This window comes from Phenylobacterium sp. (assembly GCF_046463815.1).
Classification (GTDB): Bacteria; Pseudomonadota; Alphaproteobacteria; order Caulobacterales; family Caulobacteraceae; genus Phenylobacterium.
On the sequence record NZ_JBKBRO010000008.1, the window covers coordinates 1 to 24798 of the forward strand.

The 24798-nt window shown below is 71.3% G+C and carries 26 protein-coding genes and 1 tRNA gene; 9 read left to right on the plus strand and 18 right to left on the minus strand.

Annotated features, from left to right (window positions below; all coding sequences use genetic code 11):
- Positions 1-749: 749 nt before the first annotated feature.
- Positions 750-826 (minus strand) — tRNA-Arg (locus ACK4TT_RS06610).
- 158 nt (positions 827-984) lie between these two features.
- Here ACK4TT_RS06610 and ACK4TT_RS06615 point away from each other — a divergent pair.
- Positions 985-1713, plus strand: a complete 729-nt coding sequence (locus ACK4TT_RS06615; RefSeq protein ID WP_409637646.1) for an FkbM family methyltransferase — start codon at positions 985-987, stop codon at positions 1711-1713.
- A gap of 7 nt (positions 1714-1720) precedes the next feature.
- Here ACK4TT_RS06615 and ACK4TT_RS06620 read toward each other — a convergent pair whose 3' ends face one another.
- Both ACK4TT_RS06620 and ACK4TT_RS06625 read right to left on the minus strand, forming a co-directional pair.
- Entirely contained in the window at positions 1721-3016 is a 1296-nt protein-coding gene (locus tag ACK4TT_RS06620) for a hypothetical protein (protein WP_410212667.1), read from the minus strand.
- Between the two features lie 31 nt (positions 3017-3047).
- A complete protein-coding gene (locus ACK4TT_RS06625; protein WP_409637640.1) occupies positions 3048-4085 on the minus strand; it encodes a P1 family peptidase in 1038 nt (345 codons plus the stop codon).
- 88 nt (positions 4086-4173) lie between these two features.
- Between ACK4TT_RS06625 and ACK4TT_RS06630 the strand changes: the two genes are divergently transcribed.
- A complete protein-coding gene (locus tag ACK4TT_RS06630) occupies positions 4174-5895 on the plus strand; it encodes a gamma-glutamyltransferase family protein (RefSeq protein ID WP_410212668.1) in 1722 nt (573 codons plus the stop codon).
- A gap of 9 nt (positions 5896-5904) precedes the next feature.
- Here ACK4TT_RS06630 and ACK4TT_RS06635 read toward each other — a convergent pair whose 3' ends face one another.
- The 4 genes from ACK4TT_RS06635 to ACK4TT_RS06650 form a co-directional block, all read right to left on the minus strand.
- Positions 5905-7383: a sensor histidine kinase gene (locus ACK4TT_RS06635; protein WP_410212669.1), complete on the minus strand. Its 1479-nt coding sequence runs from the start codon at positions 7381-7383 to the stop codon at positions 5905-5907.
- Positions 7384-7464: 81 nt separating this feature from the next.
- Entirely contained in the window at positions 7465-8508 is a 1044-nt protein-coding gene (locus ACK4TT_RS06640; RefSeq protein ID WP_409637632.1) for a quinone-dependent dihydroorotate dehydrogenase, read from the minus strand.
- A complete protein-coding gene (locus tag ACK4TT_RS06645; RefSeq protein ID WP_410212670.1) occupies positions 8505-8846 on the minus strand; it encodes a DUF952 domain-containing protein in 342 nt (113 codons plus the stop codon). The genes ACK4TT_RS06640 and ACK4TT_RS06645 overlap by 4 nt, the downstream gene beginning before the upstream one ends.
- A 2-nt stretch (positions 8847-8848) precedes the next feature.
- Positions 8849-9343 (minus strand): SixA phosphatase family protein, encoded by a 495-nt coding sequence (locus tag ACK4TT_RS06650; RefSeq protein ID WP_410212671.1) that lies wholly within the window; start codon positions 9341-9343, stop codon positions 8849-8851.
- A gap of 90 nt (positions 9344-9433) precedes the next feature.
- Here ACK4TT_RS06650 and ACK4TT_RS06655 point away from each other — a divergent pair, with 90 nt between their 5' ends.
- Positions 9434-10615 carry a homoserine O-acetyltransferase gene (locus ACK4TT_RS06655; protein WP_409637623.1) on the plus strand — a complete coding sequence of 394 codons (1182 nt, stop codon included), beginning with the start codon at positions 9434-9436 and terminating at the stop codon, positions 10613-10615.
- Positions 10612-11322 (plus strand): methionine biosynthesis protein MetW, encoded by a 711-nt coding sequence (gene metW / locus ACK4TT_RS06660; RefSeq protein WP_410212672.1) that lies wholly within the window; start codon positions 10612-10614, stop codon positions 11320-11322. Before ACK4TT_RS06655 ends, metW begins: the two co-directional genes overlap by 4 nt.
- Positions 11323-11389: 67 nt before the next feature.
- Here metW and ACK4TT_RS06665 read toward each other — a convergent pair whose 3' ends face one another.
- The 3 genes from ACK4TT_RS06665 to ACK4TT_RS06675 are packed head-to-tail and all read right to left on the minus strand — an operon-like array spanning position 11390 to position 12969.
- A complete protein-coding gene (locus ACK4TT_RS06665) occupies positions 11390-11821 on the minus strand; it encodes an ester cyclase (RefSeq protein WP_409637617.1) in 432 nt (143 codons plus the stop codon).
- A gap of 6 nt (positions 11822-11827) precedes the next feature.
- Positions 11828-12172, minus strand: a complete 345-nt coding sequence (locus ACK4TT_RS06670; protein ID WP_409637614.1) for a P-II family nitrogen regulator — start codon at positions 12170-12172, stop codon at positions 11828-11830.
- The gene (locus ACK4TT_RS06675; RefSeq protein WP_409637611.1) at positions 12169-12969 is read right to left on the minus strand and encodes a class I SAM-dependent methyltransferase; all 801 of its coding nucleotides are present in this window, start codon (positions 12967-12969) and stop codon (positions 12169-12171) included. The genes ACK4TT_RS06670 and ACK4TT_RS06675 overlap by 4 nt, the downstream gene beginning before the upstream one ends.
- Positions 12970-13053: 84 nt before the next feature.
- On the opposite strand from ACK4TT_RS06675, the gene gloB reads away from it, so the two are divergent.
- Positions 13054-13779 carry a hydroxyacylglutathione hydrolase gene (gene gloB, locus ACK4TT_RS06680; RefSeq protein WP_409637608.1) on the plus strand — a complete coding sequence of 242 codons (726 nt, stop codon included), beginning with the start codon at positions 13054-13056 and terminating at the stop codon, positions 13777-13779.
- A 12-nt stretch (positions 13780-13791) separates the two neighbouring features.
- Here gloB and ACK4TT_RS06685 read toward each other — a convergent pair whose 3' ends face one another.
- The 3 genes from ACK4TT_RS06685 to ACK4TT_RS06695 all read right to left on the minus strand — a co-directional run bounded on the left by ACK4TT_RS06685 (position 13792) and on the right by ACK4TT_RS06695 (position 16641).
- The gene (locus tag ACK4TT_RS06685) at positions 13792-14493 is read right to left on the minus strand and encodes a DUF4908 domain-containing protein (protein ID WP_410212673.1); all 702 of its coding nucleotides are present in this window, start codon (positions 14491-14493) and stop codon (positions 13792-13794) included.
- Between the two features lie 168 nt (positions 14494-14661).
- Positions 14662-15387: a beta-ketoacyl-ACP reductase gene (locus ACK4TT_RS06690; protein ID WP_409637602.1), complete on the minus strand. Its 726-nt coding sequence runs from the start codon at positions 15385-15387 to the stop codon at positions 14662-14664.
- A gap of 78 nt (positions 15388-15465) precedes the next feature.
- Positions 15466-16641, minus strand: a complete 1176-nt coding sequence (locus tag ACK4TT_RS06695) for an acetyl-CoA C-acetyltransferase (protein ID WP_410212674.1) — start codon at positions 16639-16641, stop codon at positions 15466-15468.
- A gap of 183 nt (positions 16642-16824) precedes the next feature.
- Between ACK4TT_RS06695 and phaR the strand changes: the two genes are divergently transcribed.
- Positions 16825-17454 (plus strand): polyhydroxyalkanoate synthesis repressor PhaR, encoded by a 630-nt coding sequence (gene phaR, locus ACK4TT_RS06700; RefSeq protein ID WP_409637596.1) that lies wholly within the window; start codon positions 16825-16827, stop codon positions 17452-17454.
- Between the two features lie 33 nt (positions 17455-17487).
- Positions 17488-17808 carry a hypothetical protein gene (locus tag ACK4TT_RS06705; RefSeq protein WP_410212675.1) on the plus strand — a complete coding sequence of 107 codons (321 nt, stop codon included), beginning with the start codon at positions 17488-17490 and terminating at the stop codon, positions 17806-17808.
- Here ACK4TT_RS06705 and ACK4TT_RS06710 read toward each other — a convergent pair.
- Both ACK4TT_RS06710 and ACK4TT_RS06715 read right to left on the minus strand, forming a co-directional pair.
- The gene (locus ACK4TT_RS06710; RefSeq protein ID WP_409637590.1) at positions 17805-18116 is read right to left on the minus strand and encodes a helix-turn-helix domain-containing protein; all 312 of its coding nucleotides are present in this window, start codon (positions 18114-18116) and stop codon (positions 17805-17807) included. The two genes, ACK4TT_RS06705 and ACK4TT_RS06710, sit on opposite strands and share 4 nt — an antisense overlap.
- 117 nt (positions 18117-18233) lie before the next feature.
- Complete coding sequence (locus ACK4TT_RS06715) at positions 18234-18962, minus strand: glycosyltransferase family 2 protein (protein WP_409637587.1); 729 nt, start codon at positions 18960-18962, stop codon at positions 18234-18236.
- A 64-nt stretch (positions 18963-19026) separates the two neighbouring features.
- Here ACK4TT_RS06715 and ACK4TT_RS06720 point away from each other — a divergent pair, with 64 nt between their 5' ends.
- Complete coding sequence (locus ACK4TT_RS06720) at positions 19027-20709, plus strand: ArnT family glycosyltransferase (protein ID WP_409637584.1); 1683 nt, start codon at positions 19027-19029, stop codon at positions 20707-20709.
- Positions 20706-21608, plus strand: coding sequence for a hydroxymethylglutaryl-CoA lyase (locus ACK4TT_RS06725; protein ID WP_409637581.1), 903 nt, complete (start codon positions 20706-20708; stop codon positions 21606-21608). Before ACK4TT_RS06720 ends, ACK4TT_RS06725 begins: the two co-directional genes overlap by 4 nt.
- A 3-nt stretch (positions 21609-21611) precedes the next feature.
- Here the strand turns inward: ACK4TT_RS06725 and ACK4TT_RS06730 are convergent, their stop codons facing one another.
- Genes ACK4TT_RS06730 through yidD form a run of 3 tightly spaced genes read right to left on the minus strand, consistent with a single transcriptional unit; the run spans position 21612 to position 24762 of the window.
- Complete coding sequence (locus ACK4TT_RS06730) at positions 21612-22544, minus strand: glycosyltransferase family 2 protein (RefSeq protein WP_409637578.1); 933 nt, start codon at positions 22542-22544, stop codon at positions 21612-21614.
- 8 nt (positions 22545-22552) lie between these two features.
- Positions 22553-24520, minus strand: coding sequence for a threonine--tRNA ligase (thrS, locus tag ACK4TT_RS06735; RefSeq protein ID WP_409637575.1), 1968 nt, complete (start codon positions 24518-24520; stop codon positions 22553-22555).
- On the minus strand, positions 24517-24762 hold the full coding sequence (yidD, locus tag ACK4TT_RS06740) for a membrane protein insertion efficiency factor YidD (protein WP_409637572.1): 246 nt from the start codon (positions 24760-24762) through the stop codon (positions 24517-24519). The genes thrS and yidD overlap by 4 nt, the downstream gene beginning before the upstream one ends.
- Positions 24763-24798: the final 36 nt, after the last annotated feature.

Here is a 24798-nt window from a genome sequence, read left to right on the forward strand (position 1 = left end):
AGCCGAAGATCGCGGATGACCACCCCGCTACGCCGCTCACTCGCTACGGCGCCTTGTGGAGGCGCGCTTCGCGAGCGGCTCCGCTACCGCCCAGCTACACCACGTCCCGGGACACGACCTCCGTCAGCGCCTCACGGCTGGTGGCCGAGGGATTCCGCTGACCCGAAGACGCGTCGGACATTGAGAAGCCAGTCAGCGGTTCGCCCCCGCCTCATACAGGCAATCTACGAAGGCATGGATGAGGAGGAAAGCGAGCTCCTTGCGGGCCAGCCTGTCGGGCCGACACACTGAAGTGGAGATAGCCGCTCCCCCAGTTTGCTATCCGCCATCGCGTGCCTCAACGTGCCAGGCGCGATCGGCAGATCGTTGGAGCGAGGAAGGGGAAGACATACTCGCCCGCGCCCTTTCGCCGGATTTCGTGGAGCTCAAGCGCGTCTTTGCTCAGCGCCACGGGCGGATCCGAAAGGAGCACGAGGTGCTCTGCCCGCCCTTTGGTGCGGTCCTCGGGGATGATCCATGTCTTTTCGCTCCAGATCCAGCTCCGAGCGGCGCATCCCTGAAATCTCGCCACCCACCGACGCGTTGCAGGGCGTTACAGGTTGTATCGGCGACCACATCGCCTGATCAGAGGCGGGCGGGACGGCCGACTGCACGTGAACACGGCTGAACATCGAGTGGGCCTTGTGACCCCAGTGTGACCCCAGCGGGAATTCACCCAGGCCAGCGATGCACTAAGTGCTTGAAAAAATTGGCGCGCCCGGAACGATTCGAACGTCCGACCCTCAGATTCGTAGTCTGATGCTCTATCCAGCTGAGCTACGGGCGCGCACACGCCTTACGGCGAGGGCGCGGAACCTAGTCAGGGGCCGGGCAAAGCGCAAGCCCCCTGTCGGCATTTCATGGCGGGGGGCTGGAAATCCGGGAAGAAGGAGGCAAGAAAGCGAGGGTGCGCCGGTCGGGGAGGCCCGGTAGAGGAGACGCCGGATGGTCGCACTGTCCCTGGAACAGGTGGTGGAGATGCTTGTGGCCGTGCGCGACGCCGCCGTCCGGCCGGCCACCGAGCAGATCGGCTTTCTGGGCTACTGCCTGGACCGGCTCAACCGATCGAAGGCCCAGTTCCTGCAGGACCTGTGGGTGGACTACGAGCTGAAGGGCCGACGCGACGGCTTCTTCGTCGAGTTCGGCGGCGCCGACGGGGTGAGGTTCTCCAACACCTATTATCTGGAGACCGAGCTCGGCTGGCGCGGCATCGTGGCCGAGCCGGCCCGCGTCTGGCATCCGGCCGTCCGCGAAAACCGCGCCTGCTTCGTGGACGGCCGCTGCGTCTGGACCCGGACGGGCGAGCGGCTGGTGTTCAACGAGCCGGCGATCGCGGCCCACGCCACCATAGACGCCTATTCCGACCGCGACCGCCTGGCCCACACCCGCAAGGAAGGGCAGCGCTACGAGGTGGAGACGGTCTCGCTCGACGACCTCCTGGCCCACTGGAACGCGCCGCGCCGGATCGACTACCTGTCCGTCGACACCGAGGGCTCGGAGCTCGACATCCTCAAGGCCTTCGACTTCGAGGCCTGGGACGTGCGGCTGATCACCGTGGAGCACAACCACTCCCCCCAGTGCGAGCCACTGCGCGAGTTCCTCACGTCCAAGGGCTTCCGGCGGAAGTTCGAGATGCTCTCGAACGTCGACGACTGGTACGTGCGGGCGGACTGACCCGGCTTCAGGGGATCGGCACCCCCAGCGCGCCGCCCAGGCCCTTCAGCATCTGGTTGCGGCGCTTGGCCTTGGGGTCCTGGGCCCTGGGGTCCTGGGCCCTGGGGTCCTGGGCCGGACGCTGGGCGCGCGGGCCGTCGTCTTCGTCGCCCGGGTCGTCCATGCCCGGCATGGCCATGCCCAGCATGCCGCCCGTGGCCGACCGGTAGCGGACCTTGACCTGCCATTCCTGGTTCCAGTCGACCTTCGGGTCCTGGGGCCTGGGCGGATAGACGAAGTTCGCCTCGTCGCCATAGGCCACGAGTTGCACCATCGCCTGCGGCGCGGCGTCCAGCACCTCCTTGGGCACCGAGCAGGTGGTGGTTTGCGGCCCCATCAGGGCGCGCGAGGCCACGAGGCGGGCGACGTCGCGGTCCGAGATGTAGTCGGGCATGGAGAAGGCCGAGGCCTGCACCTCGGACGAGGTCCACAGCACCATCGTCTCCTCCTGGCCGCCGATGGCGGTGGCGAGGTAGGCGCGGGCATGGGGGACGGCGTTCCAGCCCAGCCGGCCGAAGCCCGCCGGGGCCTTGTCGTTGGTCGTGAGATTCAGCGGCCCCAGGAAATCCTGGTCCGGCGTCAGGCTGAAGCGGATCTCGGGGCTGTAGTTGCCCCGCACCACATGCTCGCCGGCCAGCGAGCTCGCCCCCTGCACCTGGGTGCGGGCGCGCTCGTTCGGCCATTCGCCGTAGGTCTTGTTGCGGGCGGGCGACGGCGGCTGCATCGGGCGGATGTCGAGCCCCTTGCTCAGGGCCGCCATGCCGGCCGGGACCTTGCCCGCCGCCATCTGGGCCATGTCGATCACCACCGGCTGGCCCGGCCGGGCGCGCTCGCCGCAGCCCCAGAAGATCAGCATCCTGCCGCGCGGCTTCTCGTACTCGCGGGGCATCTCGGGCGTCTCGTCGGACTTCTGGACCGGCTGGGCCTTGGGGGTGACCAGCGGCAGACTCTTGCCCGCGCGCAGCGCCTCGGGCGGCACGTGCTCGGCGGCCGGCGTCGGCGCCTGGCGCGACGAACCGAGCTGGAGGATCAGCGACTTCTGCGGCCCGCCGCCGCCCATCATCGCCCCCATCATGGCGCCCATCGAGGGGCGCCCGCCCATCATGCCGGCGCCGAAGCCGGTCTGGGTCTGGGCGCTCATCCAGTAGGTCGCGACGGGGCCCGTCACCTTCTGCTGGACCTTCTGGCCGGCGGGCTGGGCGGCGGCGGCGTTCGCCAGGGCGGCCGCGCCCGCGACGAGGACGAGCCTGCGTCCGAAAGACATCACGTGAACTCCTGAACAGCGTAAGGCGAAGCTACCAGCCGGGAGTCTGCGCCGGAAGGTCCCGCCAGCAGGCGACATCCGACCCCGGCCAGGCGGCCGCCTCGTACACGCCCCGGGCCACGGCCCGTGCAAGCGTGTCCGCGACCAGGGCTCCCAGCCGTGCGACCGTGTAGTCCGCGGGGGCCTCCAGGGGCCGCCGTCCCGTGGACAGCGCGAAGACCACGTCGCCGTCGAACGGCGCGTGCACCGGGCGGATGGCGCGGGCCAGCCCGTCCTGGGCCATGACCGCGAACCGCTTCGCCTGGGCCGGCGTCAGGATGGCGTCCGTGGCCACGCAGGCGATGGTGGTGTTGCGCGCCTCGGCCGGGCGCTTGGCGAGGCCCCACTCCTCGGGACCGGCGCGAAGGCCCTCTGCGCCCAGCCCCCCGAACTCGCCGCCGATCTCGTAGGGGGCGGCCCAGAACGTCCGCCCGCCCGGGGCCGTCACCGAACCCCAGCAGTTCACCGCCACGAGCGCGCCCACGGTGTAGCCGTCCGCCGTCACGGCCGAAGCCGAGCCGACGCCACCCTTCAAGCTTCCGGCCATGGCGCCGTAGCCCGCACCCGCCGTCCCGAGCGCGAACTCCAGATCCGCCGCGGCGACGGCCCTGCGGCCCAGGTCGCGGTACGGCGGCGCCTCGCCCCAGGCCTTGTCGCCGCCGTTGGCCATGTCGAACAGGATCGCCGCCGGAACCACGGGAGAGGGCGGCACGCCGGGGATAAGCCCATAGCCGCGCCCTTGCGCGCCCAGCCAGCCCACCACGCCGTCGGCCGCGGCCAGGCCATAGACCGAACCGCCCGACAGCACGACCGCGTCCACGGCGTCCACGAGGTTCTCGGGCGCCAGCGCGTCGGTCTCCCGCGTGCCCGGCGCCCCGCCGCGCACGTCCACGGCGCAGACCGCGCGGTTGTCGGGAAGGATCACGGTCACGCCCGTTCGTGCGTCGGCATCCTCGGCCTGCCCGATTTTCAGGCCAGGAACGTCGGTGAGGAGGTTGCGGGGGCCGACCCCAGGGCGCATGTCCTGCATGTGGGGGACCTCGCACGAGGCGGCGTTTGTTGTCCACGCGTCCGCGCGGCTATGGTCGCGCTTCCATCGTTCCGGAGTGCTACCGTCCGTGACTGTCCAGACGCGTTTCCTGCCCCTCGCCATCGCCGCCTTGCTGGCCGCCTGCGCCGCCCCCGCCAGGGTCGAGCCGCCCGCCGCGCCCCTCGCGGCGAGGCCCGCGAAGTCTTCCGGCATGGTCGCCGCCGCCAATCCGATGGCGGTGGAGGCGGGGCTTCGGGTGCTGCGCGAGGGCGGCTCGGCGGTGGACGCCGCCGTCGCCGTCCAGGCCGTGCTGGGCCTGGTGGAGCCGCAGAGCTCGGGCCTCGGCGGCGGCGCGTTCATGACCTACTACGACGCGAAGACCCGCTCGGTGACCGCCTACGATGGACGCGAGACCGCGCCGATGGGCGCCACGCCCGACATGTTCCTGGGCGCCGACGGCAAGCCGCTGGACCGGGCGACGGCGATCCTGTCGGGGCGCTCCACCGGCGTTCCCGGCGCGGTCGCCATGCTGGCCATGGCCCAGGCCGACCACGGCAAGCTGCCCTGGAACCGCCTCTTCGCCGACGCCGAGCGCCTGGCCGACCAAGGCTTCCCGGCGCCCGGCCGCATGGCCATGTCGGCCGCCAGCCGCGCGCCCCAGGCCTCGGCTCCCGACGCCGTCGCCTATTTCACCAAGCCCGACGGCACGAAGATCCAGCAGGGGGATATCGTCCGCAACGCGGCGTACGCCGAGACGGTTCGCCGAATCGCCGCCGAGGGTCCCAAGGCCCTGCTGGAAGGGACCATCGCCGAGGCCATCGTGGCCCGCGTCCATCAGGACCCGATCCCGGGCGCCCTGAGCCTCGAGGACATGAAGCGCTACCGGCCCAAGAAGTCCGAGGCGCTCTGCCGGCCCTATCGCGTCTACATCGTCTGCACGCCCGGCGCGCCGTCCGGCGGTCCCGCCGTGCTGCAGGGCCTGGGCCTGCTGGAACGCACCGACATCGCCGCCCATCCGAACGACGCCGAGGGCTGGTACCTGTTCAGCCAGGCGAGCCGCCTGATGTACGCCGACCGCGACCGCTATATCGGCGACCCGGCCTTCGTGGACGTACCCGTCAACGGCCTGCTCGATCCGACCTACCTCGATGAGCGCGCCAAGCTGATCGGCCCGACCGCCGGCCCGCCCCCGCAACCGGGCCTGCCCCCCGGCGCCAAGCCCCGCGCGCCCGACAACACCCGCGAGCCCGGCGGCACCACCCACTTCGTGGTCGTCGACGGCGCCGGGAACGTGGTCTCCATGACCACCACCGTGGAGAGCATCTTCGGCTCGGGCCGTATGGTCGCGGGCTTCTTCCTGAACAACCAGCTCACCGACTTCTCCTTCTCGCCCACCGACAAGGACGGCCTGCCGGTCGCCAACGCCGTCGGTCCCGGCAAGCGGCCCCGCTCGTCCATGGCCCCGTCCATCGTCCTGGACCGCGACCGCAACTTCGTGGCCGCCGTGGGCTCGCCCGGCGGTCCGGCGATACTCGCCTACAACCTCAAGGCCCTGGTGGGCGTGCTGGACTGGAGGCTGCCGATGCAGGACGCCATCGCCCTGCCGAACCTCATCGCGCCGGGACCGTTCTACGCCGCCGAGGTGGACAAGTTCGCCCCCGAGGTCGTCGCCGGCCTCGCGGCCAAGGGCGTGAACCTCCAGTCGGGCCCCGGCGCCGAGGGTTCGGGCCTGCACGGTGTCGAGGTGACGCCCCAGGGCCTGCGCGGCGGCGCCGATCCCCGCCGCGAGGGCGTGGCGCTGGCCCCCTGACGCGACGTCCTAGGCGCCCGCCTTCGCCCGCCGGGCGCCCGCCTTGGTGGGCGCGCCGGGCAGGCGCAGTTCGAACACCGAGCCCTCCGGTCCCGTATCGGCCAGGGTCAGGTCGCCCCCATGGCCAAGGGCCAGTTCGCGGGCGATGGCCAGCCCCAGGCCGGCCCCGTCGGGCCGTCCCGACCCGGCGAACGGCTGGAACAGCCGCTCGCGCACCCGCTCGGGGATGCCCGGCCCGTTGTCGGCCACCCGGATCACCGAGGTCGCGCCCTGGGCTTCCAGGGTCACCTCCACCCGGCCGGGGGCGGCCCGCCCCTCCTGGTGCTCGATGGCCTGGCGGGCGTTGCGGAAAAGGTTGGCGAGGATCCGGTGGAGCTGGTCGGGGTCGGCGGCGACCCGCGCGCCGCGCTCCACCTTCGAAACCAGCCGCACGCCCTTGTCGGCCAGCCGCGCCTCCAGCGCGGCCTCGTCGACGGCGACGGCCAGCACGACCTGCCGAAGCTCCGGGGCCGCCTCCTGGGTCTTGCCGTAGGCCAGCACGTCGGAGGCCAGCTTGACCGCCCGGTCCAGGGCCCGCTCCAGGCGCGGCAGGGCCTGGGTGACCTTGGGGTCCTTCAGCGCCGCCAGCCGTTCCGAGGCGATCTGGGCCGAGGTCAGCATGTTCTTCAGGTCGTGGTTGATCTTGGCCACGGCCTCGCCCAGGGCCGCGAGCCGGGCCCGGGAGTTCAGCGCCGCGCGCAGGTCGGTCTGCATCCGGTCCAGCTCGGCCTCGGCGCGGCCGATCTCGTCACGGCGGCCCGACAGCTCGACCCGCGCGTCGGGGTCGTCCGGATCGGCCCGGAAGCGCTCCATGGCGTGGGTGATCCGCTGCATGGGCCGCACCAGGAAGAGGTTCAGCGCCACGAAGACCAGCACGCCGGCGATCGTCGAGACCAGCACCACGATGCCCAGGAGCCGCCAAAGGTAGCTGGCCAGCGCCCGCTTCAGCTCGGTGTCGACGGCCACGAATTCGATAAACTCGGCCCTGCGGAAGCGCGGCTCGGCCACCACCCGCACCCGCCGGCCCTCGGGGCCGAAGATCGTGCGGAAGGGCGCCACCAGCGACAGCCCCGCCGCCCGGGGCCTCAGGTCCACCACGTAGGGCGCCTCGGCAGGCCGTGCGCCGGCGAACACCAGCGAGCGCACCCCATCCACCGAAATGGCCACGATCTCGACCCCCGCGCCACGCAGGAGCTCGGTCTTGAGCTGCTCGCTCACCACCCGGTCGGGGGCCACCTCGGGCGCCAGCGAAGCCAGTTCGGCGGCGCGGACCCGGTCCAGCAGCCACTGTCGCTCATAGGCCGCCATGGCCGGCGGAATGGCGATCATGCCGCCCAGGGCGGCGAAGAGGACGGTGAGGACCAGCAGGCGCGCCGAAAGGCCGCCGGGCCAGAAGATGCGGCGCCTGTCCCGCTCGGGGTGCTCCTTGGGCGCTGAGGCGTCCGCCATGATCCTTTCGAGTTAATCGCTCGCGCCCGCCAGGGCAACGCGAAGCCGCGCGCTTAGGTGGAAACCGTCCGCGGGCGCCCGCTATTTCGCCCCGACGGCGTCCCGGACGGAAGCGAAACCGTCCGCCTTCAGACGGGCGGCCAGCTCGCGCTTGATGCGGGTGATCAGCCCAGGTCCCTCGAAGACCAGGGCCGAGTAGAGCTGAACCGCGCAGGCCCCGGCCCGGATCTTGGCGTAGGCGTCGGCGCCGGAGGCGATCCCGCCAGCCCCGATCAGCACGAGACGACCCTGGGCGGCCTCGGCGAACCGGCCCAGCATCTGGGTGGACAGGCTCATCAGCGGCGCGCCTGAGAGCCCGCCCGCCTCCTCGCGGAAGCGCGACTTCAGCGGCGGGCGGCTGACCGTGGTGTTGGACACGATGATCCCGGCAAGGTCGTGCGCCGCCACCGTCTCGACGATGGTCTCGACCTCGCCGTCCTCCAGGTCGGGCGCGACCTTGAGGAACATCGGCGCCAGGCCCTCGCGCGGCAGCGAATCGCGCGCCTCGGCCACCCGGCCCAGCAGTTCCTCCAGCGCGGCCCTGGTCTGCAGCGCGCGCAGCCCCGGCGTGTTGGGCGAGGAGATGTTGAGGGTGAAGTAGCTGGCCATGCCCCAGAGCCGGCGAAGGCAGGTCACGTAGTCGCCGATCCGGTCCTCGGAGTCCTTGTTGGCCCCGACGTTGGCGCCCACCACGCCCGACCGGCGTCGCGCGAGGCGGCCGGCGAAGGCCTCCAGGCCCTCGTTGTTGAAGCCCATGCGGTTGATCACCGCCCGGTCCTCGGTCAGTCGGAAGAGGCGCGGACGCGGGTTGCCGGCCTGGGGCTTCGGCGTGACCGTGCCGCACTCCACGAAGCCGAAGCCGGCGTTCAGCATCGGGCCGAACACCTGGGCGTTCTTGTCGAAGCCCGGGGCGAGGCCCACGGGGTTTGGCAGGGAAAGACCCGCCACCTCGGTCGTCAGGATCGGATCGTCCGCCGCCCCGCGCGGCCCCAGCCCCGCCTCCAGCGCCCGGATGGCCAGGGTGTGGGCGTCCTCCGGGTCCAGCCCCCGCATGGCCCGGGTGACGAGGCCGTGCAGCGCGCTCATGCCGAGATCCCGATCTGCGGCGCGCCGGCGGCGTCTAGCGGCGCCTCGGTCACGCTCCGCACCTTCGACACGTCCAGGGTCCCGTACAGGTGCGGGAAGAGGTCCCCGCCGCGCGAGGGCTCGAACTTCAGGGCGGCGCCCAGGTCGTCGGCCTCCACCTCCAGCACCACGAGATCCGCCTGGCCCGCGAAATGCCGCCGCGCCGTCTCCTGCGCCTGGGCCGCCGTGGAGAAGTGGATGAAGCCGTCGGCCCGGTCCACGGCCGAGCCCTCGAACCGGCCGGCCGCCTGCGCCGCCGCCCATTCGGGCCTGGGCAGGATCTTGTAGATGCGGCCCATTCTCAGGGGCGGTCCGGATAGAACAGGCCGTCGAAGCTGGGCCGGCCGTTGGCGTCGATCAGGAAGACGGCCGCCGCCCCGGGGGGGAACTTCCGCTGCGCCTGATGGATCAGTTCGCGCGGCGCCGAGCCCTCGATCAGCAGCTGGACGGCCAGTTCCTGGAGTCCCGGATTGTGGCCCACCACGATCACCGTGCCGGCGTCGCGGCCGGCCTCCTCGGCGGCCTGGCGCACCTGGCCCGCGTCGGCGTGGTAGAGTTCGCCCACCACCCGCGTCTCGGCGTTCGGAAAGGCGGCGGCGGCCTGGGCCCAGGTCTCCTGGGTGCGGGCCGCCGACGAGACGAGCGCCACGTCGGGCCGAAAGCCCATGTCGGCGAGGCTCGCGCCCACAGCGGCCGATTCCAGCACCCCGCGCGGCGCGAGCCGCCGGTCGAAATCTTCGCCGCTTGCGGAGTCCGGCTCGGCCTTGCCGTGCCGGAGCAGGATAAGCCGCTGCATGGATGCTCCCTGACCCGATGGTCCTCATAGACGAGGCGCGCCGCGCTGCAAGCCATTGACACCGGTTGGGCGAGACGGTCCAACGCGGCCATGACGGCCCAGGCCCCGATCACCACGGCCATCGAGACGGGCGGCGGGACCTGGCGGTTCCCGGCGACCCAGCCGCTGCGCCTGGATTCGGGCGCGAGCCTGGCCCCGCTCGAGATCGCCTACAAGACCTACGGCAAGCTCAACGAGACGAAGTCCAACGCGGTCCTCGTCTGCCACGCGCTGACCGGCGACCAGCACCTGGCCTCCACCCACCCGGTCACCGGCAAGCCCGGCTGGTGGAGCCGCGTCGTGGGCCCCGGCCTGCCGCTGGATCCCGAGCGCTACTTCATCATCTGCTCGAACGTGGTGGGCGGCTGCATGGGCACCACCGGTCCGGCCAGCCCCGACCCCAAGACCGGCGAGCCCTACGCGCTGTCGTTCCCGGTCATCACCATCGCCGACATGGTGCGGGCCCAGGCCATGCTGGTCGAGGCCCTGGGCATCGAGACCCTGTTCGCCGTGGTCGGCGGCTCGATGGGCGGGATGCAGGTGCTGCAGTGGGCGGCCGACTATCCCGAGAAGCTGTTCAGCGCGGTGTGCATCGCAGCCGCGCCGCGCCACTCGGCCCAGAACATCGCCTTCCACGAGGTCGGCCGCCAGGCGGTCATGGCCGATCCGAACTGGATGGGCGGCGATTACCTGAAGGCCGGCGTGCGCCCCGAGAAGGGCCTCGCCGTGGCCCGAATGGCCGCGCACATCACCTACCTGTCCGAAGCGGCCCTGCAGCGGAAGTTCGGCCGCGAGTTGCAGCGCGACGGGCTCTCTTGGGGCTTCGACGCGGACTTCCAGGTGGAGAGCTACCTGCGCCACCAGGGGGCGAGCTTCGTCGACCGGTTCGACGCCAACTCCTACCTCTACATCACCCGCGCCCTGGACTATTTCGACCTCGCCGCACAGCACGGCGGGGTGCTGGCCAACGCCTTCGCCAAAGCCCGCGGCGTGAAGTTCTGCGTGCTGTCCTTCTCGTCCGACTGGCTCTATCCCACGGCCGAGAGCCGCGACATCGTGCGCGCGCTGAACGCCGCCGGCTGCCGGGCCAGCTTCGTCGAGATCGAGAGCGACAAGGGCCATGACGCCTTCTTCCTCGACGAGCCCCAGCTCGACGCCACCCTGCGCGGCTTCCTGGCGGCCCAGGCTCAGGCCAGAGGGCTTAACGGCGGGCTGAAGGGGGGCCCCGCTTGAGCATCGTTCGCGAGGACTTCCGCGAGATCCTCCGCCTCGTGCGCCCGGGCGCGCGGGTGCTGGACGTGGGCTGCGGCGAGGGCGAGCTGCTCGAGATGCTGACCCGCGAGAAGCGCGTCGACGGCCAGGGCCTGGAGATCAGCCCCGAAGGCGTTTCCGCCTGCCTCGCCCGGGGCCTGGCCGTCGTCCAGGGCGACGGCGACCGCGACCTCGACCACTTCCCCACCCGGGCCTTCGACTACGCGATCCTGTCCAAGACGCTGCAGCAGATGCGCGAGCCCCGGCACGTGCTCTCCGAGCTGCTGCGCATCGCCGACCAGGCGGTCGTCTCGCTGCCGAACTTCGGACACTGGAAGGTCCGCTGGGCCCTGCTCGCGCGCGGCCGGATGCCCGAGACGGGGGCGCTTCCCGACCCCTGGTGGGCGACGCCCAACATCCATCTCTGCACCCTGCGCGACTTCACCGCGCTCTGCGACGACCTGGGCCTGCGGATCGACGCCTGCGCCGCCCTCGACGGCGGCAGGCCCGCCCGCCAGATCGACCCCAGGAAGCCGGTCGAGAACTGGCGCGCCGAGACGACCCTCTTCCTGCTGAGCCGCAAGGCCGAGGCGGAGCCGCGGGCCGTGCCCCGGAACCTGTTCGGCGAGGTCGAGCTTCCCAGGCCGGAAGGGCCTGCGAAGCCGAGGCGCCGGAAGGCGAAAAGCTAAGGGTTGTCCCTCCCCCTCGTGGGGAGGGTGGATCCGGCGAAGCGGGAGACGGTGGGGCCGTTTCCCGCTACGCCAGGCCGAGCGCCCGCACGACAGCGCCCTGATCGAAGTAGGGCCGTTCGCAGACGATCTTGGCGGCGCCAGGGGCGAACTCGAAGCTCGCGGCCATGCGCACGCGGAAGGCCTTTCCGGTGGGCTCGATGGTGCGGCCGGCATGGCGCAGCGGGCCGAGGTGGGTGCCGGTGAGCCAGAACTCCACCAGCACGGTGTCGCCGTCGTGGGCGATGGCGATGATCTCGTTCCCCTGGTCCGGGAAGGGCGTCCGCGAGGCGGCGAAGTAGCCGCGCACCGCCGCCTCGCCGTCGAACACCACGCCGGAGCCGTACATCTCGTATCGGGGGCGCTCGAAGGTGGCGATCACGCCGTCCCAGTCTTGGACGACCTCCAGCGCCATGTGCTCGCGCACCACCTGGATGCGCGCGGCGGCCAAGTCTTCCATGTCGTCCTACCCCGTGATCGCGCCTTCGTCGGTCTCGCCGGTGCGGATGCGGACGGCCTTCTCAAGGTCGAGGACGAACACCTTGCCGTCGCCGATCTTGCCCGAGTTGGCGGCCGCCTTGATGGCCTCGACGACGCCCTCGCAGATGTCGGTGGGGACGGCGATCTCCAGCTTCACCTTGGGCAGCAGCTTCACCTCGTACTCGGCGCCCCGGTAGACCTCGGTCTTGCCGCGCTGGCGGCCGTAGCCGCGCACCTCCGTGACGGTGAGCCCTGATGCGCCGGCCTCGGTGACGGCGTCCAGGACCGCGTCGAGCTTGCTGGGCTTGATGACCGCGATGATGAGCTTCATGCGCCGGAATCTCCGATCTTGCGGGCCGACCCTAGGGCCTTCCCCGGGCGTTCGCCAAGCGTCCGCCCCGTCGCGCCGGCCCCGGCCGGACTGGGAACGAGCGCCGGCCGGACGACGCCGGCCCGCACCCGCGCGCCCTTGGGCTTCACCGCGTAGGTCTGCTTGACCGCCTCCATCAGCAGCAGGCCCGCGAAGCCCGGCCACAGGCGGGAGCCCACCTGCTCGAATCCCTCCGCCCAGCGGGCCATCCAGCCCACCGGCGGCACGTAGAGCGCCCGCGTCCAGCCGGACGGCTCCAGCTCGGCCTCCCGCAGCAGCTCGGCGAGCTGGGCCCGGGTATAGGGCCGGCCGTGCCCGAAGGGGGTCTTCTCGGCATTGGCCCACAAGCCGTTGCGCGCCGCCACGGTCACGATCACCCGTCCCGAGGGGGCCAGCACACGCCAGACCTCCTTCAGCAGGCCCACCGGATCGGCGCTCTCCTCGATGGCGTGGACCACCAGGATGCGGTCGAACAGGGCGTTGCGGAACGGAAGCGCATCCTCGGGCGTGAGGGCGGCGAGGTTGCGCCCGCCCACGGGCCAGACCTCAACGCCCTGCTGCGCGGGCATGGCGGCGACCATCCGGCGGGCGGCCGTCTGGAAGGGCATGACGAACGGCGTGCCGTAGCCCAGGGCCAGCATGTCCAGGCCACGGCCGTCGCCCCAGGCCTCGACCAGCTTGCGCTCGACCATGGTCCGGGCCGCCCGGCCCAGGTCCGAGGCGTAGAACCGTCGAAGCTCGAGGACGTCCCTGCGCATGTCCGATGGCTATTCTCGACGCGGCGTTTCCACCAGCCTAAACCGGTTCGCGCGCCAGCCGATCAACCGCCGACGGAGTTGCATATGCCGGTCACCGTCCATCAGTTCCCCTGCCTGTCCGACAACTACGGCTTCCTCGTCCGCGACGACGAGACCGGCCTGGCGGCCTGCATCGACACGCCTGAGGCGGGCGCCATCCTGCGCGAACTGGACAAGCTGGGCTGGAATCTGGCGCTCATCCTCAACACCCACTGGCATCCCGACCACGCCGGGGGCAACGCCGAGATCAAGGCCGCCACGGGGGCGCAGGTCGTGGGCCCCGCCGAGGTGACGCGCATTTCCCCCATCGACCGCGAGGTGAAGGGCGGCGACGAGGTCCTCCTCGGGGCGACGCGCTTCCAGGTGCTGGAGAGCGGCGGCCACACCCTGGGCCACGTGGCCTATTACGACGCCGCCGACGGCGTGGCCTTCGTCGGCGACACCCTGTTCGCCCTGGGTTGCGGCCGTCTCTTCGAGGGCACCGCCGAGCAGATGTGGGCGAGCCTCCAGCGCCTGGCCGCCCTGCCCGACGACACCCGCGTCTACTGCGCCCACGAATACACGGCGTCCAACGCCCGCTTCGCGCTCAGCGTGGACGCCGACCCGGCGCTCAAGGCCCGCGCGGACGCCATCTTCGCCGCCCGCGAGCGCGGCGAGCCCACCGTGCCCACCACCATCGGCCTGGAAAAGGCCACCAACCCCTTCCTGCGGGCCGGGAACGCCGAGGCCTTCGCCGCCGTCCGCCAGGCCAAGGACGTCTTCAAGGGGTGAGGCGCGCGGCGCCTACTGGGTCGCCGCCACCATCACGATGCGCTCGGAGGACGGGCGGCCGGCCAGGCCCTGGGCCGGGGCCACGGTGATCTTCAGCACCTGGTCCTCGATGTCGGCCGAGGCGCGCTGGCCCTCGATCAGCAGCACCTTGCGGAACTGCGCGAGCAGGGTCCGGCCATCCTTGCGCCGCGACATGCGCACCACCGCCACGCTGGTCACGGTGGCGGCGTCGGCGATCAGGGCCGAGGAGGCCGGCGTCGCCTCGGCCTCGAAGAGGATGGTCCGCCGCGCCGCCCGGCTGGCCCTGAGGCTCGCCTGGGCCAGACGCTCCAGCAGGGCCTGGGGACTCAAGGGAGACAGCCGGAGCGGGGGGCCGTCGCCGGCCAGGGCCGCGGCCGCGCCGTCCGGCCGGGCGTCGGTGAAGACGGTGACGCCGCCCAGGCGCGTGGCGCGCAGCATCGGTTCGCCCAGGTCGTTCTTGTAGATGACGTCGCCACGCGGAGCGGGCTGGGCCTTCAGCGCCCAGACCTCGGGGCTGTCCTCGAACTTCAGCAGGGGCCGTCCCTGGGTGCGGTCCAGCACGAAGATCTGGCCGTCCTCGGAGACGTAGCGGGCGACGGGCGGAGCCTGGACCTGGCGTCCGGCGCCGGCCGGCTTGCCGAACAGCCCCTGGCGCAGGCCGGTCTGGGCCGAGGCCGGTTGAGCGAATCCCAATAGGGCGAATCCCAGGGCGACGACGCCCAGGAGCGCCGCGGCGATCGCTTTCAAAGACGCCGATGGCTCGCCGGTCATATCAAGCAGCAGATGACCCCGGATCGGGGCGCTTTTTGGACCGGTCCGGGGCGGACGCGGGCGCTGCGGCGTCGCGTCGCCCCGCGACGGTCAGCCGACGAGGTACTGGCCGCCATTCAGGGACAGCGTCGATCCGTTGACGTAGCCGGCCCGCTCGCCGGCCAGGAACGACACGGCGTCGGCGATCTCCTCGCCCCGGCCCAGCCGTCCGGCCGGGATCTGGGCGATGATGCCTTCCAGCACCTTCTGCGGCACGGCCTGGACCATCTCGGTGTCCACGTAGCCGGGGGCCACGCAGTTCACCGTCACCCCCTTGCGGGCGTTCTCGAGCGCCAGCGCCTTGGTGAAGCCGATCACGCCCGCCTTGGCGGCGGAGTAGTTGGTCTGGCCGAGCTGGCCCTTCTGGCCGTTGATGGAGCTGATGTTGATGATCCGCCCCCACTCGCGCTCCCGCATGCCCTCGATGACCTGGCGGGTCATGTTGAACAGCGAGTCCATGTTGACGCGAATGACCTCGCTCCACTGGTCGGGGGTCATCTTGTGGAAGAAGCCGTCGCGGGTGATGCCGGCGTTGTTCACCAGCACGTCCACGGGCCCCAGTTCGGCCTCCACCTCGGCGACGGCCCGGCGGCAGTCCTCGAAGACGCCGACGTTGCCCTTCACGACCATCACGCCCAGCTTGTCGGCGCAGGCCCGAGCCGCCTCGTCGTTGCCGGAATAGCCCGCCGCCACCTTGAAACCGTCGGCGCACAGCCGCTCGACAATGGCCCGCCCGATCCCGCGCGTGCCGCCCGTCACCAGAGCCACTCGAGCCATCGTCACCTCCCTAGGAGGCCTCCCGCCGGGAGGCCCGTTGTTGTTCGGCGGTCGACCGGTTGCTCCGACCCGTCCGCCTCAGATCGCCTCGACGCACATGGCCACGCCCATGCCGCCGCCGATGCACAATGTCGCAAGGCCCTTGCCGGCGCCCGAGCGCTTCATCTCGTGCAGCAGCGTCGTCAGGATCCGCGCCCCGGAAGCGCCGATGGGGTGACCGATCGCGATCGCCCCGCCGTTCACATTGACTTTATCCGGGTCGAGGCCGAGCTCGCGCACCACGCAGATGGACTGGGCGGCGAAGGCCTCGTTGGATTCCACGAGGTCGAGGTCGCCGGCCTTCCAGCCGGCCTTTTCCAGCGCCTTCCGGCTCGCGGGAATCGGGCCCGTGCCCATGATCTCGGGATCGACGCCGGCGTGGGCCCAGGACGCGATGCGGGCCAGCGGCTTCAGCCCCCGGGCCTTGGCCTCCTCGGCGCTCATCAGCACCAGGGCCGCGGCGCCGTCGTTGATGCCGGAGGCGTTGCCCGCGGTCACCGAGCCATCCTTGGCGAAGGCCGGCTTCAGGCCAGAGATGCTCTCCAGCGTCACGCCATGGCGCACATATTCGTCCTCGCTCACGACCGTATCGCCCTTGCGGCCCTTGATGGTCACCGGGACGATCTCGTCGGCGAACCTGCCGGCCTTCTGGGCGGCCTCGGCGCGGTTTTGCGAGACCACAGCGAACCTGTCCTGGTCCTCGCGGGTGATCTGCCAGCGGGCGGCGATGTTCTCGGCCGTCTGGCCCATGTGGTAGCCGTGGAAGGCGTCCCAGAGCCCGTCCTTCAGCATGGTGTCGACGAGGCCGAGTTCGCCCATCTTCACGCCGCCCCGCAGGTTCGCCGCGTGCGGCGACTGGCTCATGCTCTCCTGTCCGCCGGCCACGACGACCTTGGACGAACCGTCCTGGATCTGCTGGGCGGCCAGCGCCACCGCCCGCAGGCCCGAGCCACAGAGCTGGTTCAGGCTCCAGGCGGGGCTTTCGACGGGAACGCCGGCGCCCACCGCCGCCTGGCGGGCCGGGCCCTGGCCAGCGCCCGCCTGCAGCACCTGACCCATGATGACCTCGTCCACGTCCGACGCGGCGACGCCCGCCCGCTCGATGGCGGCCTTGATGGCGATCTTGCCCAGTTCGTGCGCCGGCAGCGACGACAGCGCGCCGTTGAAGGAGCCCACGGGCGTGCGGGCGGCGGAAACGATGACGATGTCGCTCATGGCGGGGGTGGACTCCTCGAAACTCTTTCAGCGGCCCGCCTCTTCTATCGGCAAGCCTGCGCCCGCCCGCAAGTCCGCGTTGCGCGAAACATTTGTGGCCATTTGCTTATCCGCTCGCATCCGCGATACTGCGGTGCAGAACGGGGCCTCGCAGGAGCGCGGCCTTACGGATAAGGACCAGGAATGGCCGAGACCGAGGAAACCGGCGCCGCCCAGGGTGAGCGCGTCGTCATCAAGAAGTATGCGAACCGGCGGCTCTACAACACGGCGTCCTCCAGCTACGTGACGCTGGAGCACCTCGCCGACATGGTGAAGAAGGGCGTCGACTTCGTCGTCTACGACGCCAAGACCAACGAGGACATCACCCGCACCGTCCTCACCCAGATCATCTTCGAGGAGGAGGAGAAGAGCCAGGGCCAGTCCCTGCTGCCGATCCAGTTCCTCCGCCAGCTCATCAGCTTCTACGGCAATTCGATGCAGGCCTTCCTGCCGAGCTACCTGGAGCTCTCGCTGGCCTCCTTCGCCCAGCAGCAGGAGCGCCTGCGCAGCCAGCTCGCGGCCTTCGGCCAGACGGGGGCGATGGCGGGGGGGATGTCGGGCGGCGCCTACGAGGAGCAGATCCGCCAGAACCTGGCGCTTTTCGACCGCGCCATGAAGATGTTCTCGCCGTTCGCCTATGCGCCCCGCGCCGAGGAGCCGGCCCAGCCCGCGCCGAAGGCAGCCGAGCCGGCGTCGGACGATTCGCTCGGGCAGCTGCGCAAGCAGATGGCCGAGATGCAGGCCCAACTCGACAAGCTTGCGTCCAAGGGTTGAGAATGGCCCGGCGATTGCAGCCGTGAGGCCATGATGTCCCGAATTGACCGCATCCGGCGCACGTCCCTGATCGGCGGGGGCATCGTGGCCGACAACGACCACGCGGACGAAGTCTTCGAGTCCAAGACCGAGACGTCGTCGGTGCAGCCGCCGCCGCGCCCCCCCGCCGGCGGCGAGCGCCACGGCGCGGCGATCTTCGCCGCCCAGCTCATGGGCCAGGAAGGCCAGAAGCGCGGCCTGCGCGCGGGTCCCCTGCACATCGGCCGCGCCCAAGGCGCCTATAACAAGGTGGAGTGGTCGGGCTCGAAGGACCGCCGCACGCCGGCCGGCCGCAACGCCAAGACCGAGATCTAGCGCGACTTCAGCCGCGCCACCTCCGCCTCCAGCTCCGCCACCCGCCGCTCCAGGGCGGCCAGCCGCGCCTCGGCGCTGGCCCCGGGGACGGGCGTCGAGACTCCCGCCCGGTCGGCGACTTCGGCCGCCGGCTCGCCCAGCAGCTCGGCAAGGATCGCCACCTCGCGGGCGGAAAGCTCCCTCTGGTCCTTGAAGACGAGATCCACCTCGGCCGGGCTCATCCCGGCCGCGGCGGCCAGGACGTCTCGCGAAAGCCCGCGCTCGGCGAGCTTCGCATCGAACCAGCGGGCGTCGAAGAAGAGGGCCATGGGTTGGCGCCGGACTTGCTTAACCGTGTTTCGAACCTTCGATCACGGACCGGGCCATGATTCAATTCGCCGCCAAAGCCTTCGACCTGGTCATCGTGACCCTGATCTTCTCGGCCCTCACCTGACCTCGTCGTAGCCGCCCGGGTCCCGCGCCCGGGACTGCAGCCACATCACGCCGAACAGGTCCGACAGCGAGGCCCACAGACGACCGAGGTTCGTATACTTCGAGCGGCCGGTCTCGCGGTGGCGGTGGTTCACCGGCCGGTACTCGGAGCGGTAGCCCTCGCGGATCACCAGCGCCGGCAGGTAGCGGTGGATATGGTCGAAGTAGGGAAGCCGCAGGAACACCTCGCGCCGGATGGCCTTCAGGCCGCAGCCGGTGTCGGCCGCGTCGTCCCTGAGCAGCCGGCGGCGCACGCCGTTACCGATCTTCGAGGCGATCTTCTTGGCCTGGCTGTCCTGGCGCTTGACCCGCTGGCCGCCCACCATGGCCAGCTCCGGCGGCCCCGCCAGCAAGGCGTCCACAAGCGCCGGTCCGTCGGCGGGATCGTTCTGGCCGTCGCCGTCCAGGGTGACGATCACCTCGCCACGGGCGGCCAGCACGCCGGTGCGGATTGCCCGGCTCTGGCCGGCGTTCTTCCGGTGGGCGACGACCCTCAGTTCCGGAATTTCGCCCTTGAGCGCGCTCAACGCCGCGCGCGTGCCGTCGCGGCTGGCGTCGTCCACGAAGACGATCTCGAAGCTGCGCCCCCTGAACGCCGCGGCGATCTCGCGGGCGAGCGCGGGCGCGGCGCCCTCCTCGTCGAAGACCGGGACAACCACCGAGATCTGGGGTGCGGAAGCCATGGCCCTCCATAGCGTGCGCCGCGTTCCGCCGCGACCCCGCACCGGTTCGTGCTATTCACCGCCCATGACCCTGGAGCCCCTCCTCGCCAAATGGAGCCGCGGCTGGCGCGGACCGGCCATCGCCGCCCTCGTCGCCTTCCTCGCGGGCCTGCCGGGCCTGATTGCCGTCCCCCCGCTCGACCGGGACGAATCGCGCTTCGCCCAGGCCACCGCCCAGATGCTGGAGAGCGGCGACTTCGTGGTCATCCGCTTCCAGGACCAGCCGCGTTTCAAGAAGCCTGTTGGCATCCACTGGCTGCAGGCCGCGTCGGTGGGAGCCTTCTCAAGTCCGGAGGCGCGCGAGATCTGGGCCTATCGCCTGCCTTCCCTGCTGGGCGCCATGCTGGCGGCGGCCGCCTGCGCCTGGGGGGCGGCCGCCTTCTTCGGGCCGCAGGCGGGCCTGGTCGCGGGCGTGCTGCTGGCGTCCACCTTCCTGCTCTCCACCGAAGCCTTCATCGCCAAGACCGACGCGGTGCTGGCCGGGACCACGACGCTGGCCATGGCCGCCCTGGGCCGCCTCTACGCCGCCGCCCGCGACGGGCCGCCCGCCGGCAAGCGGACCCTGACGTTGTTCTGGGGCGCGCTGGCCGTCTCGATCCTGGTGAAGGGGCCCGTGGGGCCGCTGGTCGTGGCCCTCGCGCTCGTCACGCTGGCGCTGTGGGACCGTCGGGTAGGCTGGATCACGCGACTGAAGTGGTGGTGGGGCCTGATCGCCATCCTGGTGATCGTCGGACCCTGGGCCGGGGCCGTCACGGTGGCCACCGACGGCGGCTTCTGGACCGAGGCCATCGGCGCCGACCTCGCGCCCAAGCTGGCGGGCGGCCAGGAGACCCACGGCGCGCTCCCGGGCTATCACGTCCTGCTCACGCCTCTCCTGGCGTTCCCGATCACCCTCCTGCTGCCGGTCGCCCTCGTGATCGCCTGGACCCGGCGCGCCGAGCCGGGCGTCCGCTTCGCCGTCGCCTGGCTGGTCCCCGCCTGGCTGCTCTTCGAGCTCATGCCCACCAAGCTGCCGCACTACACCCTGCCGACCTACGGCGCGCTGGCCTGGCTGGCGGCGGCCGCGCTGGCCCAGCCGCTCGGGCCGAGGGTCCGCTGGATCGGGGCCGGCCTGGGCGCGGCGGTCGCGCTGGCCCTCGCCGCCGGGGTCATCTACCTGCTCAGCCTCTACGCCGGCGCGGCCGACGCCTGGGCCGCGGCCCTGGCCGCCGCCCTGTTCGCCGGCGCCGGCCTGGTCGGCGGCTATCTGATGCTCCAGGGCGCGCCGCAGGCAGGCGTGGCCGCGGCGCTCGTCCTGGGCGTCCTGGGTCATGGCGCGCTGGCTGCGGGGCTCCTGCCCCGCCTCGGTCCGCTCTGGGTGTCGTCCAGGCTGGAGCGCGTCATGGCCGAAAGGCAGCTTCTCCCCCGCCAGGGCGTCGCCGAGGCTCCGGTGGCGGTCGCGGGCTACGCCGAGCCCAGCCTGGTCTTCGCCCTGGGCACGCCGACCGAGCTCGACGGGGCCGAGGAAGCCGCCCAGGCGATCGCCGAGGACCGCCCGGCCATCGTCGAGGCGCGCGAGGCCGAGGCGTTCCGCCGCGCCCTGGCGGCGCGGGGCGTGACGGTGCGTGAAGTCGCGCGCGTCAACGGTCTGAACTATTCCAAGGGGGACGAGGTGAGCCTCGGGGTCTATGTGAGCCCCGAGGCCAAGGTGCGAGAGGGTAGGCCATGAGCCGGCGTATCGAGATCGTGGAAGTGGGTCCCCGCGACGGGCTCCAGAACGAGAAGACCCTGCTCGAGGTCGACCAGAAGCTGGAGATGATCCGCCGGCTGGAGGACGCCGGCGCTCGGCGCATGGAGGTGGTCTCGTTCGTCAATCCGCGCCGCGTGCCCCAGATGGCCGGCGCCGAGGAGATCATGGCGGCGCTGCCCAGGACGCCCGGCCGCTCGCGCATCGGCCTGGTGCTGAACCAGAAAGGCTGGGAGCGCTGCGTGGCGGCGGGGTGCGACGAGGCCAACGTCGTGGTCTGCGCCTCGGACGGCTTCGGCATCCGCAACCAGGGCGCCTCGGTGGCCGAGCAGATCGACACCCTGGGCGCCATCATGCAGGCCCGCCGCCTGGAGGACCCGCCCGTGACCGTGACCGTCTCGGTGGCGTTCGGCTGCCCCTTCGACGGGGAAGTGCCCGAGGACCGCGTGGTGGAGATCGTGAAGACCGCCGCCGACATGCGCGTGGCCGAGATCGCGCTCGCGGACACCATCGGGGTGGCCGATCCCTGGACCGTGCGCCGCCGCGTGGAGGCCGCCCGCAAGGCCGCCGGCCGCATCCCCCTTCGTCTGCACTTCCACGACACCCGCAACACGGGCCTCGCCAACGCCTACGCGGGCGTGGAGGCGGGCGTCGATGTCCTGGACGCCAGCGTCGGCGGCCTGGGCGGCTGTCCCTTCGCGCCCAACGCCACCGGCAACATCGGGACCGAGGATCTCGTCTACATGCTGGAGCGGGCCGGTTTCGAGACCGGCTACGACCTTTCGCAGCTCATCGAAATCGGCAAGTGGGTGTCGGACCTGTTGGGCAAGGCCCCGGCCGCCAGCGTCACCCGCGCCGGCGTGTTCCCGTTCGCCGCCTGAGCCCTAGCGGGCCCGGAAGCGCCACATGAGGGGCCGGATCACCGCGGCCCCGACCACGATCGGCGAAAGCACCCAGGCGGCCAGGCGCTGCGAGAACGTTCCGGCGCGCTTGCGGAAGTAGCGGGCCAGGCCCACGCCCTTGTGGAACTCCACCTTCAGGGGGCTGGCCAGGCTGGTGTGGCCCAGGTGGACGACCTCGGCCTTGGGGTGGAACAGCACCGTCCCACCCTGCTGGCGCACCCGCCAGCACAGGTCCACGTCCTCGACGTGGAGGAAATAGCCCTCGTCGAAGCCCCCGACCGCCTCGAAGTCCTCGCGCCGCATGCAGAAGCAGGCGCCCGAGATGGTGGGGACCGCCGCCACGCCGTCGGGCGCCGCCTCGTCCTCCCAGTGCACTTCGAAGCGCCGCCAGCCGGGAATCCTCCGCGACAGGCGGCTCAGCGACATGAGCGCGCTCACCGGCGTGATGTCGCCCCGGCGCGCGCCACGCTGCTCGGTGCGGTCGGCGTTCAGGATTCGGCCGCCGACGATGCAGGGGACCGGCCGGCCCTCGATCTCGCGGACAAGCTCGGCCACGCAATCCGCTTGCAGGAAGGCGTCGGGGTTCAGGAACACCAGCAGGTCGCCCCGCGCCGCCTTCGCGCCCATGTTCGCGCCCCGGGCGAAGCCCACGTTGCCGTGGCCGGTGATGAGCCGCACCCGGCCGTTCCGCTCGGCCAGGCCGCGCAGGCGCCGGGCTTCGGCGGGGCTTGAGCCGTTGTCGACGATGACGAACTCGTCGACCAGAGGGTCGGCCAGCACCCGCGCGATGCTCTGCTCCAGCGCCTCGCCGGTCATGTAGACCACCATCACCACCGAGACGCCGCGGCGAGGCCGCAGGTCCTCGGGCGTCGTGGCGGGTCCGGCAGCGACGATGGGTGCGGCGACGCCGTTCATCCAGCCTCCTATTCGCCGCCCAACCCGCGCGCCGCGCTCTCCTCGCCGCGCTGGCGAGCAAGATCGGGCGGACTCGCCTCCAAGGCAAGCGCTTCCGCCGCCTCGGCGAGGGTGAGGATCGTCTGGCCGTCGGATCCGAGGCGCCGCAGGGCCACCTTGCCCTCCTCCGCCTCGCGGCGGCCGACCACCGCGATGACGGGGACCTTGGCGAGGCTGTGCTCACGAACCTTGTAGTTGATCTTCTCGTTCCGCAGGTCGAGGTCGACGCGCAGCCCCTTGGCCTTCAGCTCGGCGGCCGCCTTGCGGGCGAAATCGTCGGCGTCGGACGTGATCGTGGCCACCACGACCTGCACCGGCGACAGCCACAGCGGGAACGCGCCGGCGTAGTTCTCGATCATCACGCCGATGAACCGTTCCATCGAGCCGCAGATCGCCCGGTGCAGCATGACCGGCCGCTGCTTCGACCCGTCCTCGGCCACGTACTCGGCGCCCAGCCGCTCGGGCAGCACGTAGTCGAGCTGCAGCGTGCCGCACTGCCACGTGCGGCCGATGGCGTCCTTCAGGTGGAACTCCAGCTTGGGCCCATAGAAGGCGCCCTCGTTGGGAAGCATCTCGACCCGCTCGATCCCGGCGTTGAGCGCGGCCCGTTCCAGCTTCTTCTCCGCCTCGTCCCAGACCTCGTCCGTGCCGAACCGCTCGTCCGGCCGGAGCGCCAGCTTCACCGCGTGCAGCTCCAGGCCGCAGTCCCGATAAACCTGCTCCAGCAGGCGGATGAACTTCGTGGATTCCGCCTCGATCTGGTCCTCGCGGCAGAAGATGTGGGCGTCGTCCTGCGTGAAGGCGCGGACCCGGAAGATGCCGTGCAGGGCGCCCGACGGCTCGTAGCGGTGGCAGGCGCCGAACTCGGCCATGCGCAGCGGCAGGTCCCGGTAGGACTTCTGGCCGTGGTTGAAGATCTGCACGTGGCCCGGGCAGTTCATCGGCTTCACGGCCAGGGACTCGCCCTCCTCCGTTTCGCACGTGAACATGTTCTTCCCGAACTTCTGCCAGTGGCCCGACTTCTCCCAGAGCTCGCGGTCCATGATCTGGGGCGCCTTGACCTCCAGATAGCCGTCGGCGTCCAGCATGCGGCGCATGTAGGCCTCGACCGCGCGATAAAGCGTCCAGCCCTTGGGATGCCAGAAGATCATCCCCTTGGCCTCTTCCTGCATGTGGAAGAGGTCCATCTGGCGGCCGATCTTGCGATGGTCGCGCTTTTCCGCCTCCTCGAGACGGTGGATGTAGGCCTCCAGGTCGGCCTCGCTGGCCCAGGCCGTGCCGTAGATGCGCTGGAGCTGGGCGTTGCGGTGGTCGCCGCGCCAGTAGGCGCCGGCCAGCTTGGTCAGCTTGAACGCCTTGCCGGCGTGCTTCGTGGACGGCAGGTGCGGCCCGCGGCAGAGGTCCTTCCAGTTCCCTTGGCGATAGACGCTGACCTGCTCGCCGGCCGGGATGCCCTCGATGATCTGGGCCTTGTACTCCTCGCCGATCCCGCGGAAATGGCGGATGGCCTCGTCGCGGTCCCAGACCTCGCGCGTGATCGGCTCGTCGCGGTCGACGATCTCCTTCATGCGCTGCTCGATCTTGGCGAGGTCGTCCAGGCTGAACGGCTCGTCGCGGGCGAAGTCGTAGTAGAAGCCGTCCTCGATGGCCGGGCCGATGGTCACCTGGGTGCCGGGGAACAGCTCCTGCACCGCCTCGGCGAGGATGTGGCTCACGTCGTGGCGGATGGTTTCGAGCGCCTCAGGGCTCTCGCGCGTCAGGATCTTGAACGCGCCGCCCTTCTCCAGCGGCCGGTCGAGGTCGAGCAACTCGCCGCCGACCTCCACCAGGATGGCCTTCTTCTCCAGGCTCTTGGAGATGCCGGCGGCGATCTCGCGGCCCGTCACGCCGGCTTGGAACTCCCGCTTGGAGCCGTCGGGGAAAACCAGTTCGATCATGTCTTCAACGTCTTCCGGGTCGGGGGCGGCGGCGGATCATAGCCCGCCGGGCCCCAGGGATGGCATCGGCACACCCGCCGCACGCCCAGCAGGGCGCCGCGCCAGGGGCCATGGTCGATCAGGGCCTGGGCCGTGTATTCCGAGCAGGTCGGAAGGAACCGGCACTGGCGCCCGATCAAGGGCGAAAGCGTCAGCTTGTAGGCGCGCAGGGCGCCCCGGACGCAGCTCTCGTAAAGGCTCATGCCGGTCGCGGGAGGAGAGGGTTTCCCAAAGCCCCC

Excerpts from the sequence above, each read along its gene's own strand:
- ACK4TT_RS06615 (WP_409637646.1), top strand. The coding sequence starts at position 985 with ATGGTCGCACTGTCCCTGGAACAGGTGGTGGAGATGCTTGTGGCCGTG.
- ACK4TT_RS06620 (WP_410212667.1), bottom strand. The coding sequence starts at position 3,016 with ATGTCTTTCGGACGCAGGCTCGTCCTCGTCGCGGGCGCGGCCGCCCTG.
- ACK4TT_RS06625 (WP_409637640.1), bottom strand. The coding sequence starts at position 4,085 with ATGCAGGACATGCGCCCTGGGGTCGGCCCCCGCAACCTCCTCACCGAC.
- ACK4TT_RS06635 (WP_410212669.1), bottom strand. The coding sequence starts at position 7,383 with ATGGCGGACGCCTCAGCGCCCAAGGAGCACCCCGAGCGGGACAGGCGC.
- ACK4TT_RS06640 (WP_409637632.1), bottom strand. The coding sequence starts at position 8,508 with ATGAGCGCGCTGCACGGCCTCGTCACCCGGGCCATGCGGGGGCTGGAC.
- ACK4TT_RS06645 (WP_410212670.1), bottom strand. The coding sequence starts at position 8,846 with ATGGGCCGCATCTACAAGATCCTGCCCAGGCCCGAATGGGCGGCGGCG.
- ACK4TT_RS06650 (WP_410212671.1), bottom strand. The coding sequence starts at position 9,343 with ATGCAGCGGCTTATCCTGCTCCGGCACGGCAAGGCCGAGCCGGACTCC.
- ACK4TT_RS06655 (WP_409637623.1), top strand. The coding sequence starts at position 9,434 with ATGACGGCCCAGGCCCCGATCACCACGGCCATCGAGACGGGCGGCGGG.
- ACK4TT_RS06665 (WP_409637617.1), bottom strand. The coding sequence starts at position 11,821 with ATGGAAGACTTGGCCGCCGCGCGCATCCAGGTGGTGCGCGAGCACATG.
- ACK4TT_RS06670 (WP_409637614.1), bottom strand. The coding sequence starts at position 12,172 with ATGAAGCTCATCATCGCGGTCATCAAGCCCAGCAAGCTCGACGCGGTC.
- ACK4TT_RS06675 (WP_409637611.1), bottom strand. The coding sequence starts at position 12,969 with ATGCGCAGGGACGTCCTCGAGCTTCGACGGTTCTACGCCTCGGACCTG.
- gloB (WP_409637608.1), top strand. The coding sequence starts at position 13,054 with ATGCCGGTCACCGTCCATCAGTTCCCCTGCCTGTCCGACAACTACGGC.
- ACK4TT_RS06690 (WP_409637602.1), bottom strand. The coding sequence starts at position 15,387 with ATGGCTCGAGTGGCTCTGGTGACGGGCGGCACGCGCGGGATCGGGCGG.
- ACK4TT_RS06695 (WP_410212674.1), bottom strand. The coding sequence starts at position 16,641 with ATGAGCGACATCGTCATCGTTTCCGCCGCCCGCACGCCCGTGGGCTCC.
- phaR (WP_409637596.1), top strand. The coding sequence starts at position 16,825 with ATGGCCGAGACCGAGGAAACCGGCGCCGCCCAGGGTGAGCGCGTCGTC.
- ACK4TT_RS06705 (WP_410212675.1), top strand. The coding sequence starts at position 17,488 with ATGTCCCGAATTGACCGCATCCGGCGCACGTCCCTGATCGGCGGGGGC.
- ACK4TT_RS06710 (WP_409637590.1), bottom strand. The coding sequence starts at position 18,116 with ATGGCCCTCTTCTTCGACGCCCGCTGGTTCGATGCGAAGCTCGCCGAG.
- ACK4TT_RS06715 (WP_409637587.1), bottom strand. The coding sequence starts at position 18,962 with ATGGCTTCCGCACCCCAGATCTCGGTGGTTGTCCCGGTCTTCGACGAG.
- ACK4TT_RS06720 (WP_409637584.1), top strand. The coding sequence starts at position 19,027 with ATGACCCTGGAGCCCCTCCTCGCCAAATGGAGCCGCGGCTGGCGCGGA.
- ACK4TT_RS06725 (WP_409637581.1), top strand. The coding sequence starts at position 20,706 with ATGAGCCGGCGTATCGAGATCGTGGAAGTGGGTCCCCGCGACGGGCTC.
- ACK4TT_RS06730 (WP_409637578.1), bottom strand. The coding sequence starts at position 22,544 with ATGAACGGCGTCGCCGCACCCATCGTCGCTGCCGGACCCGCCACGACG.
- thrS (WP_409637575.1), bottom strand. The coding sequence starts at position 24,520 with ATGATCGAACTGGTTTTCCCCGACGGCTCCAAGCGGGAGTTCCAAGCC.
- yidD (WP_409637572.1), bottom strand. The coding sequence starts at position 24,762 with ATGAGCCTTTACGAGAGCTGCGTCCGGGGCGCCCTGCGCGCCTACAAG.